A 15,613-nucleotide genomic window follows, 5' to 3' on the forward strand; every position below is an offset into this window, starting at 1 on the left:
GGCTAATCCGGCTTTAGTTAAAAACGAGTCGTGTTAACGTTGCCTGGTAAGATTATTCCTAATAAATCTCATTTTTGGGTAAAGCATGAGCCGTTTATTCTCTTGCCGGAAAGTTTGTTCCGGTCTGATTTCTGCTGTCTTGTCACTGTCGGCTCTCCCTACAGCTTTCGCGCTTTCCAGCGGTTGCTCAGCGGTGAATGCCCTCTCAGGTTCAACCTCGCTTTCCTACGGCGCAAACAAGTATCCGGCCTCAGACTTTGCCGCTGGTGATGCGCTCACGCTGAGTTTTACCGACAGCGGTTCAGCCGCCGGAGGGTCTGTGATGAACGCCGACAGCGTGAGCCTTGCCCGGTATAATCTCAGTAATGCGCAGACCTACAATGCCGCCAACGCCTCCAGTAACTCACCCCATACCGTCACCATCAGCGTACCGGCAGGCAGTCTGGAGGTTAACGGGCTTGCCGTCCGCGCAAGCACCTCTCTCGGCCAGATAAGTAATCTGGTGTTCAGCTGCACCAGCGCATCAACGTTGTCCAGCGATGCGACGCTCCTGGGGCTTTCCCTTTCGGCAGGAACGCTCGCGCCGCCTTACAGTTCCGGTACCAGTAGTTACAGCGCCTCGGTCGCCAACAGCGTCTCAACAATAACGGTCACGCCCGTCGTCAGCGAGAGCCATGCCACCGTGACGGTGAACGGCGCGGCAGTTACCTCCGGCTCGGCGTCGTCAGGCATCAGCCTGGCGCCAGGAAGTACAACCAGTATCTCAGCGATCGTGACGGCTCAGGATGGCTCCACCCGTACGTACACTATCAGCGTGACGCGCGCTGAAGCCCCGCCGGTGGCGTCAGACAGCGCTGACAGCGTGGCGGCAAACAGTACGAATAATACTATTCCGCTTGCTCTGAGCGGCGGCACGGCAACGGCCGTGACCCTTGTCACCTCCCCTACCCATGGCAGCGCCACGATCAGTGGCACCACAGTCACCTACACACCGGCAGCAGGTTATTCAGGCGGCGACAGCTTTACCTGGCATGCGTCAAACGGTGGCGGCACCTCTTCAGATGCCACCGTGTCGCTCAGCGTCAGCGCCCCTGTGCTGTCTGTCATACCGGCGCCGGGCGCACTGCCGGCTGCGATCGCAGGCAGCGCATGGTCGCAGCCCCTTTCAGCGTCCGGCGGCACGGCGCCTTATACCTGGACCAGCACCTCGCTACCTCCCGGGGTCTTGCTTAACGCGTCGGCGGGCACTTTGTCCGGCGCGCCTTCTGCCACGGGAAATTACCGCTTCCAGGTCACCGCAACGGACGCCCATGGCGCCACTGGCAGCGCCAGCTACACGCTGAACGTCAGCGCCGCATCGCCTGTGGCCAGCGACAGCGTGGCTACGGTGGCAGCAAACACCAGCAGCAATCCGGTCGCGCTCAGCCTTTCCGGCGGCGCGGCAACATCGGTGAGCATAGTGGACATGCCGGCTCACGGCAGCGCAGTTGTCAGCGGCACGGTTGTTTCCTACACGCCGGTCCCCGGTTATTCCGGTAGCGACAGCTTTACCTATACCGCCACCAATGGCAGCGGCACCTCCGACAGCGCCCGTGTCTCACTCACCGTGACGCCGATACTGCTGACGCTGTCACCTGCCGGTGGCGTGCTGCCCGCGGCAACAACGGGCAGCAGCTGGAGACAGACGGTTAGCGCCGCGGGCGGTACCGCACCTTATTCCTTTAGCGCCACCACCCTGCCGGCTGGAATAACGCTGAACGCGGCAACTGGCGTTCTTGCGGGCACGCCGGTCGCCGCAGGCAACTACACATTTCAGGTTACGGCCTCTGACAGCCATGGAGCCAGCGGCACGGCAAGTTACGCACTCACCGTGAGTGCCAAGCCGCAAACAGCCCTGACGATGCAGCCAGGCGGCGGCCCGCTGCCTCAGGCAATGAGCGGGAAAATGTACGCCCAGACCTTCAGCGTGAACGGTGGTGCAGCACCTTATCACTGGCAGCTGAACGGGACGCTTCCTGCTGGTCTGGCGTTCGCAGACGGCCAGCTCAGCGGCACTCCTCAGAGCAGCGGTAACAGCGCGTTCAGCGTCCAGGTGTCAGATGCGACCGGAAAAACCCTGCAGGCCGGTTACACCCTGATGATTGCCGCTGCTGCGCCGGTCGCCACTGACCACAGCGCCTCACTCGCGGCTGGCCAGTCAGTTGCCGTCAGTCTTACCGGCGGGGCGACAGGCGGCCCGTTTACCGGTGCACAACTCCTGGAGCAGCCGGAGCGCAGCGTGGGTACAGCCACGATACGTGCCTCCGGAGTCGACTATCAGTTGCTGTTCACCGCGGCGGCGCAGGCCAGCGGAACCGTCACGCTCCGCTATGTGCTGACCGGGCCGTCAGGCTCTACCCAGCCTGCCCAGGTGTTGCTGACCATTACGGAACGCCCTAATCCTGCCCGGGATGCCGACGTTATTGGCATGATAAGCGCCCAGTATCAGGCCGCACAAAATTTTGCCCGCGCGCAGCTACGCAACTTCAGTGACCGCCTTGAACAGTTACACAGCGGAGCGGATCTGCCTTCTGACATGAGCGGCATTCGTTTCTCCATGCCATCAACCCGTCCCGGGCACGATACTGACCAGAAGATGTTGGTGACGGGCTGGCAGCAGCAGAAATCCCTGATGAATAACAGTGCAGGGCCATCCGCTATCCCCTCGATTCCCTTCTCTACGGAAAAGCAGGCGCAGCGACTGTCTTACTGGACCGGGGGATATGTTGATTTTGGCGGTGACAAGGCCGACGGCATCCGCTTCAGCCACACCACCGTGGGCGTATCCACCGGAGCCGATTACCGGTTTTCACCCGGCTTTACGGCCGGAATGGGGATTGGCTTCGGACGCGACGTCAGCGATATCGGGGACAGCGGCACCCGAACGCATGGCCGGGCATTCAGCGTCGCCTTGTACGGCAGCTATCATCCCGATGCATTTTTCGTAGACGGGCTGCTGGGGCACGGCCTGGTGGATTTTGACAGTACCCGCGTCGTAAGTGGAACCGGTTCGGCGGCACGCGGCAGCCGTTCTGGCCAACAGGTCTTTACGTCCCTGACATCCGGCTATGAATTCCGCTCGACGGACGGTCTCATCTCGCCCTATGCCCGCGTACAGTATTACCGCACCTGGTTTGACGGCTTCAGCGAGACCGGCGCGGGCTCCTTTAGCCTGGCCTATGCCCCGCAGACAGTTTCACAGGTTATGACCGGTGCCGGTCTGCGCGCCGAACGCACCGTCCCGGCCCGCTGGGGCGTGCTGCGTCTGCAAGGCCGTCTGGAATATGCACAAATGCTTAGCGACAGCGGTACCGCACGCGTAGGCTATGCGGACACCGCCAGCGACACCTGGCGGGTGCCGCTTACTGAACCGAGCAGTCAGAGCGTGACGGCAGGCACCGGCATCGATTTCCTGCTGCCGCACAACATCACGCCAGGCATTGCTTATCAGGCTACACTCGGAATGGACACGCCGCGCACGCGGGAGCAGATGGTAATGATTCGAGTGAATATCGGATTCTGATAAGACTGCTAACGGATCGGACAGGCAGTCATCGTACTGCCTGAAAGACTTTAGCAGTCAGCCTGTACACGGAAGACGCACAGCCTTCCCTGCGAGCGTCACGATTGACTGCTGACTCGGCAGGCCAGCGAAGAGGACGTTGATACAGACTGTAACGCAAAAATTCTGCATGAATCCCAATTCTTCACAGAGGACCTTACACCCGTTTTAGTCCGCTCTGTGCCAGAAGCGGACGTTTACAGCCAGCCCAAAGCTATCTCGTGCTCATAGCAAGTTTAGCCGCGAAGCATAAAAATAAGCCGCCTGTTGCTCTATCCATCACTTGGACAACGCGACTTTTCTTCAATACGGCTGACGCAAAATGCGTGGATAAAATGAGAGTGACTGACCATATAGTCCCAATCGCTACGTGGATGCTGACCAGGATGAAAGCCCATATTAAAGGTGAGTGACCGGCAGGTATGAACTGCGGCAAAAAAGAGACATAAAGAATGCCCATTTTGGGATTGAGCACATTCCCCAGCATTCCTCTGATAAACCAGCTCCCCTGAGAAACGTTGTTGTCATCACCATCACTGAAAGATGATCGGGGACGTATCAGCAGTTGTAAGCCCAGCCAGCTCAGGTAGACCGCGCCACAAACTTTGAGCACAGTGTAAGCCATCTCTGAAACCGCCAGAAGAGCCCCAAGACCTAACGCGACCAGCGCACCCCATACAAAACAGCCAGCATCAATGCCAAGCGCAGCGTGAAAAGCTTTTTTGCCGCCCTCAGCACAAGCGGTGCGCAGAATAAGTGCCGTATCGAGGCCGGGAGTCAGGGTAAGTAACAGTGCTGCGAGAGAGAATGCGAAGAGGGAATCGTTAACAGTCATTTTCTTAGTCCGAAAGAGCAGATGCTAATCATTTAGTTCCACATAATTAATTCAACAAATATCACTTTTTTAAACGTCCGCTCTTCGCTTATAGCGGACCTTGCCCGCGCAAATGTCTCAGGGTGTGAAGCGGGCGTTACAGGGTATTTACAGGACGCAGATATGGGAGAGGCGAGCGCGTAGTTCCACGCAGCTGAATATGTCATTTGTACCTGACATTATCCAGTAATTAGTCCCCCGCTAGCTTCCTGCCTTTTTTAAATAACGTTATGCAGATATCCCTTCAACTAAAAATAAAGCGCGTCAGGATACCGCCGTGTTCTTTCCAGTACGTAAGGACTGTGGAGGAATGCCATACCCCCGCATAAAAACATCACGCATATGGCGGCGATCCCTGAAACCTGATTCCCTTGCAATCACATCCAGCGAAAGTCGGCTCTGTTCAATCATTAATCGTGCGGCTTCAAGCCGCAACCGCTCAATTACCCGAGCCGGAGATTTACCCATCTCATTCAGAAACAGTCGATTAAGCTGACGAGTACTAACATGTACCGCATCAGCAAGATGTTCAACAGACAACGTTTTGTTGAGATTTTGCCGCACATATTCCAGCGCCATCTGCAAACGGTCGCTTTTAGGCGACAATGCAAGCAGTTCAGAATGCTGACGCTGGCCACCCGAACGGCGCTGATTCATCACCATACGATGCGCGATATTACGAGCCACGTCTGTTCCATGATCCTTTTCAACCATGGCCAGCACCATATCTAACCCGGCCGTCATGCCGGCTGAGGTCCAGATTCGGTCATCAATGATGTATATCAAATCGTCTTCGGTCCTGACTGCCGGGTGCAGAATCTTCATGCTCTGCGCGTATGCCCAGTGAGTAGTAGCACGTCTTTCGCTCAGCAATCCCGCCTGTGCAAGCACAAAAGCCCCGGTACAAATGCCGGCAACACGCCGTGCGTGGCTGGCCTGGTTTTGTAAAAAACTTATAATGCCGTCGGTTGCAGGCAGTTTCGTTGGCATAAGCACACCGCCAACAAGCCACGTATCCGCTGCCGCTTCGTCAGTGAGCTTCCTGCTGATTATGCTTAATCCGTAAGAGGAATTTACCTTTCCACCAGACTCTGAATATACCGTGCAGCTGTAAAAAGTTTCACCCAGCACCAGATTGGCAAACTCAAAAACCGTTAATGTCGATAACGCAAGAGACTGGAACTGTTCGGCAATGATAAGTCCTACCCGGTGCATTCAACTCCCCTCTTTTTAATCGAGAATAAGTGCCTCTGACTAAGTTTCGAAGCCCACCTCATCAGACTTTATGCTTTCACCAAGTCAGGAATAATTAATTACCTATCAAAGACAATAAGTTAACCATCAGAACTCAGGATATATCAGCTGGATGTCCGAATGTTCAGCCTAATGACGTGGCCGGATTGCTGAACGCATTAATCCCTAATGCAGCTGAAAAATGTCTGAAATCGTAACCTTCTAAGTCCGTTTTTTTACCGCCCGTTCCCGTAATCTCACCTCATCCGACACATCATATCGAGGTGAATAAAATGAGTAAATCTCCAAAAGGAACGGCCGTTGTAACAGGTGCGTCAACCGGTATGGGAGCTATTTATGCAGCCCGTCTGGCCAGAATGGGGTACGACCTGATGATTGTTGCCCGCAATCATAACCGGCTTAATCAGATGGCCAGCCACATCACTGCTGACACCGAGCGTAATGTAGAAGTCGTGGCTGCGGATCTGAACGATTCACAGCAACTGGCTGCTCTTGAAGAAAAATTACGTAATGACGCCAGCATAGCGCTGCTGGTTAATAATGCAGGCGTAGGCACCCACACTTCTCTTGTAGACAGTAACGTTGAGCAGATGATCACGATGATCAATCTCAATGTGACCGCCCTCACCCGACTGACTTATGCCGTCGTTCCCGGTTTTATAAACCGGGGAAAAGGCGCAATCATCAATATTGCTTCTATTGTCGGGATAGCACCTGAAATCTTAAATGGCGTTTATGGTGGCAGTAAAGCCTATGTGCTGGCGTTTACCCGGTCTTTACAGCGCGAGTTAGCTGATAAAGGTATTCAGGTTCAGGCAGTACTGCCCAGCGCTACTGCAACACCATTCTGGGAAAACGGCGGCCTGCCCTTAAGCCAGCTTGACCCAGGTATTGTCATGCAGGCGGAAGATATGGTTGATGCCGCTCTTGTCGGTTTCCAGCTCGGTGAGCTGATTACCATTCCTTCCCTGCATGACGATAGCCGTCTACAGCGCTGGGAACAGGCGCGTCAGGCTGTTATTGAGGACTTTTCCCATAACGTGCCCGCAGCGCGTTATCAGCCCTCCTCTTCCCGGATTTAATGCGAGCAGATTTACAGAACCGCTCCGGCCAGTCAGGAAGGCTGGCCTTTATTAATGGCAGTGAGGGCGGCTAAGCCCTCTGTAAATCTGGAGCGAAATAATTATGCAGGCACTAGTACTGAATTCTCCCGGTGGGCGGGAGCCGTTCGGGAAAAACTACAGTGGGATTGTTAGTGAAGGTGGTGACAGTTTTACCGCCTTTTACAGCGGAGAACATCATGAACCATTATCAGGCAGTCATCATTGGATTTGGTAAAGCAGGCAAAACGCTGGCGGGGGCGCTGGGCCGCGCTGGCTGGCGCGTGGCAATCATCGAAAAATCTAAAGCCATGTATGGCGGCACCTGCATTAACATCGGTTGTATTCCCACCAAAGCGCTGGTGCATGATGCACAAGCCGCAACTGATTTCAGTGAAGCTATGCAGCGCAAAGCGTCAGTGGTTGAATTTCTGCGAGAAAAAAACTATCTCAATCTGGCAAAGATGGAAAAAGTCGAAGTGATTGATGGTCAGGCGGAATTCCTTGACGCTCACACGTTGAAAATCACCACTGAGCAGGACACCCGTACGCTCAGCGCGGACCGTATTTTCATTAATACCGGCGCTGAAGCCATCTTCCCTCAAATTGAAGGCCTGATTTCCGGGCCACGTATTGTCGACAGCACCGGCCTTCTGAATTTAACCAGCCTGCCAGAAAGACTGGGCATTCTCGGCGGTGGCTATATTGGCGTCGAGTTCGCCTCCATGTTTGCCAGCTTCGGTAGTAAAGTCACGATATTTGAAACTGCACCGCAATTTCTGGCGCGTGAAGATGCCGATATCAGCACGGCAATAAGTACAATCCTGCAGGAACAGGGTGTGAAAACGGAACTGAGCACGGTAGTTCAGTCTGTTACCAACGGCAACGACAGCGTTACGCTGCACACGATGAAGGGCGATCATAAGATGGATGTCCTGCTGGTCGCTATCGGGCGCCGCTCGGCAACGCAGGCGCTGAAGCTGGAAAAAGCCGGAGTGGTAACAGATGAGCGTGGGGCGATTCGGGTCGATAAAAGCCTGAAAACTTCTGCAGATCATATCTGGGCTATGGGAGACGTCACCGGTGGGCCGCAGTTTACCTATGTCTCTCTCGATGATTTCCGCATTGTGTATGATCAGCTGCTGGGTAAAGGCACGCGCACGACAGACGATCGCGTTAATATACCTTACTCGGTATTTATGACGCCCACGTTGTCGCGCATCGGTTTAACCGAAGCGCAGGCACGTGCCCAGGGCAGGAATATCCAGGTGGTATCATTACCCGTGGCAGCGATTCCGCGAGCACGCGTGATTAACGATACACGGGGCATGCTCAAAGCCGTGGTCGACAATGACAACCATCGCATCCTCGGCGTAGCCTTGCTGGCGGCGGATTCCCACGAAGTGATCAACCTGGTGAAAACGGTCATGGATGCAGGCTTGCCATACACCGTGCTGCGGGATCAGATCTTCACTCACCCGACCATGAGTGAATCGTTAAACGATCTGTTTGCATTGATAAAATAAGCGTGAGGAAAACGCCCGCCCAGGCCGACTGATACTATGTACCCCGTTCAGAGCGCGCCTGCCCAGGCGCTTTGGCGCCGGGTTCATGACGGGCAGCCGGACGGCGACCGTTTTTCGGCTCTACAGCCATTTAACCCACTGGTTCGAAGACGTAACGTCCGCTTATCGCGCTTAGCGGACCTTAAAAGCAATAGTGCAATAAAAATCATTAAGGCCGGTGGCAAGTGTAAGCGGCAGAGGTGTTTTCAGAACAACGCTGCCGGGATTTTTGAAGCCTGATATATCAGCCCACGTTGATAACAATTTTTCCGAATGCTCCCTGATCAAGCAGCTTCAGCGCCTCCGGGAGTTGGTCAAAGCGGAAGGATTTGTCGATAACCGGTTTCAGCTTGATCCTGTCAACGGCCCGAACCAGATCTTCCAGCGCTCTGCGGTGGCCTACACCTATCCCCTGAATAGTTGGAGATTTAAGCAGCAGTAATCCCCCCGACGCTGAGGTATCGTCCATGTCCATCATACCGATCAGCGAGATACGCCCATGCGAAGCGACGGCGCGAACAGAATCTGCAAAGTTACGCCCCCCTACAGTATCCACCACGTGATCAATGCCCCGATCGTTCGTCAGACGGTAAATGGCTTCGACCCAGTCCTCTTTTTTACGGTTAATGCCGTGATCGGCACCAAGCGCAAGCGCAGCGGCCAGCTTCTCATCGCTGGATGAGGTAATAAACACTTCGGCACCCACAGCCTTGGCGATCTGAAGAACAAAAAGCGCAACGCCGCCGGTTCCCTGCACCAGTACGGTTTCGCCGGCGCGAAGGCCGCCGCGTTCAATCAGAGCAAACCAGGCGGTCAGTCCTGCACAGACGAGCGTGCTGGCTTCAGCATCGGTGAGCGTCTGCGGGGACTTGACCAACCACTCTTCACTCATGATCACGTATTCAGCCAGCACGCCCTGATACGCATAGCCTATGGTGTTGTAATGCGGGTTCCTGGCATTGTTGTTCAGTTTCCCGTCGATCCAGTCTGCGTTAAAAGATGAGATCACACGGTCTCCCTGGCTGAAACGGGTCGTGCCCGGTCCGACTGCCTCAACCACGCCAGCCATATCGGAACCGGGCGTGAAAGGCATTGGCATCCCCATACCCATTCCGCCTTCCATAATGACCTTGTCACGGAAATTGAGAGCGACAGCATTGACCCGGACCAGTACTTCATTCGGGCCAGGCTGAGGGATTTCTGTTTCTTTGAGTTTCAGGTTCTGACGTCCGATTTCGTTTAACGTCCAGTATTTCATAGTGCGATTCATAGAGACTCCTGTGTGGCAAATAACGGATGCACAGGATTCTAGCACTGCACTTTAAGATACAATGGGGATACTATTTCCACTTATTGATTCCTGTGAAGCGACAATATGAAAAGTGAAATGAACAGCATTCCTGTTTTTGTGGCCGCAGCTGAAACAGTGAGCTTTGCACAGGCGGCTGAAAAACTGCACGTGACACGTTCGGCAGTGGCGAAAACCATATCCCGGCTTGAGGAAAGGCTTGGCGTTACTCTCTTTAACCGTACCACCCGCAGTCAGAGTCTGACCGACGAAGGCACGCTTTACTATGAATACTGCCGCCGGGCGCTCAGTCTGATAAAAACGGCGGAGGATGTTCTGGAAGGCGGCAAACTTCAGGCGAGCGGGAAACTGAGGGTAACTGTTCCTGTCCTGTTAGGACACCTCTGTATTGCGCCTTTACTGTCGGCGCTGGCACACGAACATCCGAAGCTTGAGCTTGAAATCTCATTCAGCGATCGTCAGGTGGATTTGACTGAAGAAGGGTTTGATCTGGCCGTCAGGATCGGCACGCTGGCTGACAGCAGCAGCCTTATCGCCCGAAAACTGGCCTCGTACACCATGGTCTTCTGCGCCTCCCCGGATTATCTCCGACAGGCCGGCGAGCCTGCCTCCCCAGAAGAACTACAGCGACATGCGGCGGTTGCTTATGTTCATTCAGGACGTATTCTCAAGTGGCAGATAAAAAACGAAGAGGATGGAATATCAGAAATTAATCCGCCCGCCAGAATCATGATGGACGATATGCAGGCGGTAAAAAATTTTGCCGTTACGGGAGGCGGCATTGTCTGGCTCCCTTACTGGCTCGTCAGGGAACAACTAGCCAGTGGAGAGCTTAAAGCAATATTAAAAGACCACGCTTCAGGAAGCTGGCCTGTCTATGCAGTATGGCTGCGAAATCCTCATCTGCCTCTGAAAGTCAGGCTGGCCGTGGATAAACTGGTGAGCGCATTGCCGACCATGATGGCCACCGTTGAAGACAAAGCTTAAAAGGCCCGCTTTCCGCTCAAAGCGGGCTTTGCCCTGCCTTCCTTCTGTCTGGCCGCATCGTGCCAGCAACACAATTTTCCGTTATACAAAGAGGCCAGTTATGATGGGCTGTTTGAATGGATAAAGCACAGGGAGAACGTACAGTTGGACATCACTATCAGCGCTGCACAGCCTGAACATTTTGCCGATCTGCGCGCCATTGAGTTGGCTGCTTTTGAAACATTGCGTGAAGCGGGTGCGGTAACAGGTCAGGCTGTCGCAAATAGTCTGGAAGAATTTTGTGTTTTCAGCCGCGACGGTCTGCTGCTTGCCGCCTTTGCGCCAGATTCTCAACCCGTAGGGTTTATCGCGGGCAAATTCCAGGATATATGGTTGCACATTGCTGAAATGGATGTGCATCCACACTGGCAGCGCCGTGGCATCGGGAGATTATTGATGCAGACTCTGCTCTCATCCGCGCAGCAACGCGGTCTGGCTGGCGCCACACTCACCACAGATAATATAGCGGCCTTCAATGCCAGATTTTACGCCAGGCTGGGTTTTGAAATTGTTGAAGGCCCTTCGTGTCCACTGCATCTGATAAGACAGAAAGCAGAGGAAATGGAGAGAGGTTTCATTCCAACGCGGCGCGTAGCAATGTGGTTGAAATTTGAGGGTTGAGCGTTGTAATAACGGTCATATGGTCCGCTTTTCGCTCAAAGCGGACCTTCGCAATTGTCCGCTTTGTGCCAGGAGGAGACATTACAGATATGGCCGCGCGGTGTCACTTGCGGGGGTTACATGATTTACCTGTAATCAAGTGCAATAGCAAACGGGCAAATATTCTTGAGGCTGCGGGGAAGTGCAGCCTCAGTGATATGACTGTGGAAAGCGGTTTATTATTTCTTTGCTGCTCGAATCAGGCCGTCAAGCCATTCCTGATGACCATTAAGCATTGGGTTCGGGCGGGTATTTGCCAGATCTTTTGCCGGGACTCCGTTCTGTGTTTCCTGCGTTAGGATACGGACCCTGTAACCGGAAAGATCCTCCAGTAGCCACGCATGATGGACATCGAGTCGTTGAGCAGTATCTTTTTCACCGGCCCATCCGTGCCATGCCAGACGAGCAGGTTTACCTTCAGCAGGTGGAACAAACTCCACAACCTGAGCTTCAACTGGGAAACCAAACGTGCTGAAGTAGAAGCGAACCCCATTTTCCAATTCTGGACCTTTGTTGTCATAAAAGCGCACATCGGCGGAATTTTTATAGTATTCCGGCCATAGCAATGGCTGACTCAGGAGCGGCCAGACATCATTGACGTTCAGACCTGAGATGATCATTTCATTAGAAACAAAGTTATCGGTAAAACCCGGAACAAAGCCTTCTGGCCAGTTAATCGCGTTCATAAATTTCTCCAATTGCTTTAGTTGAGTGCACTGCGTGTGTCATTACGGCAGTAACGTGATGACAGTGATTATTGGTGCAATGGAGTTATAAGGCGAATTGTAATTACTTATATTCTTAATAAGATAAATTATATCAGGACGCGGGATGTTGGCTTACTTCTGCGCATAAAGCACGAATCCACTGATGACTTGGGTCACGATGGGTTCGCTCATGCCAGGCCATGCTCTTGGTAAAGCCGGGTACTTTCAGGGGCAAAGGGAGAATGATGAGATCTTTGTTAGTCAGGACCATGCGGTGAGGTACAACTGCAATCATATCAGTCACTCGCAATATATCAGGTATCACCTGAAAACTATTAACTGACATGCCTACTCGTCGTGTCAGACTGAGCTTAGCCAGTGCTTCATCTGTAACACCGGTGAAGTTACCTTCTGAAGACACCAGAATATGTTCCTGTTTGCAAAATTGTTCGAGCGTCATTTCTGAACTCGCTGCCAGAGGATGATGACGTCGTGCTACGCAGACATAATCTTCTTCATAGAGCGCTCTTCCATGCAGGTCTTCGGGGGTTGTTTGCGGTGTTATCAAAGCCAGATCAACTTCACCCCGAGACAACTGCTGATACATTTGCTCATTGTCCACGGGCCGCACGGCGATTTTAATATAAGGTGCACGTTGTTTTAGCTCAGCCATCAACGGAACGACAACAGCCTTAAGTGCATAGTCCGTTGCGACGATGGTATAAGTCAGTTCCACCGTCACGGGATCAAATTCCTTTGGTTTCAGCAGGATAGCGATATCAGTGAGGATTTGTTTTACCGGCGTAGAAAGTTCGTTGGCCCGCATTGTGGGGACCATACCGTGGCTGGTGCGAACAAAGAGTGGATCGTCAAAGTAATCACGCAAGCGAATAAGCATACCACTGACGGCAGGCTGCGTCAGGGAGAGGCGCTGTGCAGCCCGAGTCACGCTTCCCTCATCCAGTAATGCATCAAGGGCCTTAAGAAGGTTAAGGTCGAGGGTTCTGATATCATTTTTCATAATGAACTAGCCTGACAGATATTAAAATTTTAAATCAGGCTAAATGCTCGGGAAAAGGTTGTCTAGAAGGTTTGCGAGTGTTTTCCTTTTGGGGAACTTCCATTTCTGGATGGTAAGCCTTGTAAGGATAAGTCAGCTCTTCGCTCAAAGCGGACCCTGCCCGGCGTGATATCTATCGCGCCGGGCAGCAGTGAATACCTCTACGCCGTCATGCCGCCATCAATAACCAGTTCGGCGCCGCTGACGTACGTGCTGTCGTCCGAGGCAAGGAACAAGGCCGCAGCCGCCACTTCGTCGGGATTTCCCAGACGTCCGGCCGGTATCCGCGCGCTTAGCGTCCGCCTGACGTCGTCGCTGGCCTGGTCGAACATCGGCGTATCCGTAGGTCCGGGACTGACTGTGTTGACCCGGATGCCGCGCGGCGCCAGCTCGGTGCTCCAGGTGCGCGCATAGGCGCGTACTGCGGCCTTGCTGGCGGAATAGGCGCCATAGCCGGGATTGGCAATAGCTCCCGCAATCGAGCCGATCAACACGACGGCGCCCCCCTCGCCCATGTGCCGGACCGCCTGCTGCACCGTGAACACCATGGCGCGCACGTTGAGGCCGAAGATGCGATCGATATGCTCCTCGGTGGTCTCTTCCAGGCTCGTAGGCTCGGCCACGCCTGAAGAATTGACGAGGATATCGAGGCGGCCAGTCCTGGCATGGATAGTCTCGAACAAACGGGCAAGATCGCGGGCGTTGGTGAGGTCGCCGGATATCGCCTCGATCCGACCGCCGATACGCGCAACCGCCTCGGCCAGCTGCGCTTCGCGTCGACCGGTGATGAAAACATGGGCGCCTTCTTGCACAAAGCGGCGGGCGATCGCAAGGCCGATACCGCTGCTGCCGCCGGTCACCAGGGCGGTTTTTCCTTCAAGTCTCAACATGATTGCTCCAGATAAAGAGAGATAGAAACCAGATGATATATTTCGTATATTTGGTGTCAATTACGCACCTGATCTACATCAGATATACAGAAGGAAACCTAATGGCGAACGATATCCCGGCTCTGCTGGCAGAGATCAACAGCACACGCCCCATCCTGGAACAGGTGGCAAACAAATGGTCGGTATTGATCCTGACCGTGCTGTGCAGCCAACCCGCGCGCTTTAACGCCATCAGGCGCAGGCTCGATCCGATCACGCACAAGGCCCTGACGGAGGCGCTGCGCCGACTTGAGCGCAACGGCCTGGTCAGCCGTCGCGTGATCGCATCGTCACCCGTGGCGGTCGAGTATGCAATTACGCCGCTGGGCCGGACCTTGCAGGAGCCTTTTACGGCTCTGGTGAGCTGGGCCAAACAATATGGCGGGGATATGGAGCAGGCGCAGGTGGTTTACGACGAACAGCGCGCTGCCGAAGAGCCCGTATAAACGCGGCCGTGGCCTTAACGCTGGCGCTCGCCTGTTATTTTATCAACGCGATTGTCTTCCCGCTGTGCTACCACTCGCACAATTGTTATGATATAACATTTCACGTTACGGGCGCCGTCGCGCCCGATTTATGCCGTGCGCAACTCAACCTTTGGGAACGATCTGGAGATAAGATGAAAAAACACTGTTTACCGCCGCGCTCTCGCTGGCCTCATTCGCGCCGCACGCTCACGAGCTCTGGCTAAACGTGCCGCCCGTGGCCGCTGATAAAACACTGGACATTGAAATGGCCTATGGCGACAGCTTTCCGCACGGCGAGCCGATTCCGGCGGCGCGTCAGGCGCTGTTCGCCCCGCTGGTCGCCACCAACGGCGCAGGTCAAACGGAGTCGTTTCCGATTAACAGCGAAAAATACCGGTTCAGCCTGGCGCATCCTGCCGCGGGCTCATGGCTGGTGAGCGCGACCTATAAACCCACGTTCTGGTCGCTGAAACCCGACGGCGAAAAATATCAGTGGCGGCAAAGTAACAAACAACAGTGGCCGGGCAGCTACTGCATGGAAAGCACCATGAGTGCGAAAAGCGCCAGCTATATCGGCGCGCCGGGCGAAAACCGCGCCCTGACGCAGCCCACCGGCGCGCGTCTGGAGTTTGTGCCGCAGGTGGATCCCGCCACGCTGAAAACCGGCGATACGCTGCAGGTCACGCTGCTGGCGAACGGCAAGCCGCTGGCGAATCACGAGGTGGGCATCGCAATGGTCGATCTTTCCGCCAAAGCCGCCGCGCCGCACGAGCATCACCACCATCATCATCACGCTGCCGACACGACGCTGACCCATCCGGCGCTGGCGCACACGTACGCCTATGAAAACGCCGCGATGAAGGATCATACCGATGCGCAGGGCGTGCTGAATCTGCCCATCCTGAAAGCGGGACAGTGGCTGCTGATGAGCGCCAACGATACGCCCTACGCCGACAGCGCCGTCTGCGATATCCATCTCGATCAGACCTCCTTCGGCTTCGCCATTCCTGAATAACCGCTATAAAAAAACCGGCGCTCAGCGCCGGTTTTCTTTTTTACCG

Annotated in this window: 13 protein-coding genes; 7 read left to right on the forward strand and 6 right to left on the reverse strand. The window is 54.5% G+C overall.

Going from position 1 to position 15,613, the window contains the following annotated elements:
• Nucleotides 1-85 precede the first annotated feature (85 nt).
• A complete protein-coding gene (locus tag MYY08_RS14625; protein ID WP_288014713.1) occupies nucleotides 86-3,562 on the forward strand; it encodes an autotransporter domain-containing protein in 3,477 nt (1,158 codons plus the stop codon).
• 253 nt (nucleotides 3,563-3,815) lie between these two features.
• Here the strand turns inward: MYY08_RS14625 and MYY08_RS14630 are convergent, their stop codons facing one another.
• Both MYY08_RS14630 and MYY08_RS14635 read right to left on the reverse strand, forming a co-directional pair.
• A complete protein-coding gene (locus MYY08_RS14630) occupies nucleotides 3,816-4,436 on the reverse strand; it encodes a LysE family translocator (RefSeq protein WP_288014715.1) in 621 nt (206 codons plus the stop codon).
• A gap of 303 nt (nucleotides 4,437-4,739) precedes the next feature.
• Nucleotides 4,740-5,690, reverse strand: coding sequence for a GlxA family transcriptional regulator (locus MYY08_RS14635; RefSeq protein ID WP_038626638.1), 951 nt, complete (start codon nucleotides 5,688-5,690; stop codon nucleotides 4,740-4,742).
• Nucleotides 5,691-6,001: 311 nt separating this feature from the next.
• Between MYY08_RS14635 and MYY08_RS14640 the strand changes: the two genes are divergently transcribed.
• Both MYY08_RS14640 and rclA read left to right on the forward strand, forming a co-directional pair.
• Entirely contained in the window at nucleotides 6,002-6,811 is an 810-nt protein-coding gene (locus MYY08_RS14640) for an SDR family NAD(P)-dependent oxidoreductase (protein WP_081981813.1), read from the forward strand.
• Nucleotides 6,812-7,029: 218 nt separating this feature from the next.
• Nucleotides 7,030-8,355, forward strand: a complete 1,326-nt coding sequence (gene rclA / locus MYY08_RS14645; RefSeq protein WP_288014718.1) for a reactive chlorine resistance oxidoreductase RclA — start codon at nucleotides 7,030-7,032, stop codon at nucleotides 8,353-8,355.
• 283 nt (nucleotides 8,356-8,638) lie between these two features.
• On the opposite strand, the gene MYY08_RS14650 is transcribed toward rclA, so the two are convergent.
• The gene (locus MYY08_RS14650) at nucleotides 8,639-9,664 is read right to left on the reverse strand and encodes a zinc-dependent alcohol dehydrogenase family protein (RefSeq protein ID WP_190296748.1); all 1,026 of its coding nucleotides are present in this window, start codon (nucleotides 9,662-9,664) and stop codon (nucleotides 8,639-8,641) included.
• 105 nt (nucleotides 9,665-9,769) lie between these two features.
• Between MYY08_RS14650 and MYY08_RS14655 the strand changes: the two genes are divergently transcribed.
• Together MYY08_RS14655 and MYY08_RS14660 are read left to right on the forward strand one after the other, a co-directional pair.
• Nucleotides 9,770-10,690, forward strand: a complete 921-nt coding sequence (locus tag MYY08_RS14655; protein ID WP_038626646.1) for a LysR family transcriptional regulator — start codon at nucleotides 9,770-9,772, stop codon at nucleotides 10,688-10,690.
• Nucleotides 10,691-10,834: 144 nt separating this feature from the next.
• Complete coding sequence (locus MYY08_RS14660) at nucleotides 10,835-11,350, forward strand: GNAT family N-acetyltransferase (RefSeq protein ID WP_038626648.1); 516 nt, start codon at nucleotides 10,835-10,837, stop codon at nucleotides 11,348-11,350.
• Nucleotides 11,351-11,568: 218 nt separating this feature from the next.
• Here the strand turns inward: MYY08_RS14660 and MYY08_RS14665 are convergent, their stop codons facing one another.
• The 3 genes from MYY08_RS14665 to MYY08_RS14675 form a co-directional block, all read right to left on the reverse strand.
• On the reverse strand, nucleotides 11,569-12,075 hold the full coding sequence (locus MYY08_RS14665) for an SRPBCC family protein (protein ID WP_038626650.1): 507 nt from the start codon (nucleotides 12,073-12,075) through the stop codon (nucleotides 11,569-11,571).
• A 133-nt stretch (nucleotides 12,076-12,208) separates the two neighbouring features.
• Entirely contained in the window at nucleotides 12,209-13,117 is a 909-nt protein-coding gene (locus tag MYY08_RS14670) for a LysR family transcriptional regulator (protein ID WP_038626652.1), read from the reverse strand.
• A 200-nt stretch (nucleotides 13,118-13,317) separates the two neighbouring features.
• Complete coding sequence (locus MYY08_RS14675; protein ID WP_104951471.1) at nucleotides 13,318-14,046, reverse strand: SDR family NAD(P)-dependent oxidoreductase; 729 nt, start codon at nucleotides 14,044-14,046, stop codon at nucleotides 13,318-13,320.
• 101 nt (nucleotides 14,047-14,147) lie between these two features.
• Here MYY08_RS14675 and MYY08_RS14680 point away from each other — a divergent pair, with 101 nt between their 5' ends.
• Nucleotides 14,148-14,531 (forward strand): winged helix-turn-helix transcriptional regulator, encoded by a 384-nt coding sequence (locus MYY08_RS14680; protein ID WP_084969959.1) that lies wholly within the window; start codon nucleotides 14,148-14,150, stop codon nucleotides 14,529-14,531.
• A gap of 205 nt (nucleotides 14,532-14,736) precedes the next feature.
• Nucleotides 14,737-15,567 (forward strand): DUF4198 domain-containing protein, encoded by an 831-nt coding sequence (locus MYY08_RS14685; protein ID WP_257152274.1) that lies wholly within the window; start codon nucleotides 14,737-14,739, stop codon nucleotides 15,565-15,567.
• Nucleotides 15,568-15,613 lie beyond the last annotated feature (46 nt).

This window comes from Mixta sp., assembly GCF_024610815.1.
Classification (GTDB): Bacteria; Pseudomonadota; Gammaproteobacteria; order Enterobacterales; family Enterobacteriaceae; genus Mixta; species Mixta calida.

Coding starts and splice junctions, on each gene's coding strand:
- MYY08_RS14625 (WP_288014713.1), top strand. CDS start 86: ATGAGCCGTTTATTCTCTTGCCGGAAAGTTTGTTCCGGTCTGATTTCT.
- MYY08_RS14630 (WP_288014715.1), bottom strand. CDS start 4,436: ATGACTGTTAACGATTCCCTCTTCGCATTCTCTCTCGCAGCACTGTTA.
- MYY08_RS14635 (WP_038626638.1), bottom strand. CDS start 5,690: ATGCACCGGGTAGGACTTATCATTGCCGAACAGTTCCAGTCTCTTGCG.
- MYY08_RS14640 (WP_081981813.1), top strand. CDS start 6,002: ATGAGTAAATCTCCAAAAGGAACGGCCGTTGTAACAGGTGCGTCAACC.
- rclA (WP_288014718.1), top strand. CDS start 7,030: ATGAACCATTATCAGGCAGTCATCATTGGATTTGGTAAAGCAGGCAAA.
- MYY08_RS14650 (WP_190296748.1), bottom strand. CDS start 9,664: ATGAATCGCACTATGAAATACTGGACGTTAAACGAAATCGGACGTCAG.
- MYY08_RS14655 (WP_038626646.1), top strand. CDS start 9,770: ATGAAAAGTGAAATGAACAGCATTCCTGTTTTTGTGGCCGCAGCTGAA.
- MYY08_RS14665 (WP_038626650.1), bottom strand. CDS start 12,075: ATGAACGCGATTAACTGGCCAGAAGGCTTTGTTCCGGGTTTTACCGAT.
- MYY08_RS14670 (WP_038626652.1), bottom strand. CDS start 13,117: ATGAAAAATGATATCAGAACCCTCGACCTTAACCTTCTTAAGGCCCTT.
- MYY08_RS14675 (WP_104951471.1), bottom strand. CDS start 14,046: ATGTTGAGACTTGAAGGAAAAACCGCCCTGGTGACCGGCGGCAGCAGC.
- MYY08_RS14680 (WP_084969959.1), top strand. CDS start 14,148: ATGGCGAACGATATCCCGGCTCTGCTGGCAGAGATCAACAGCACACGC.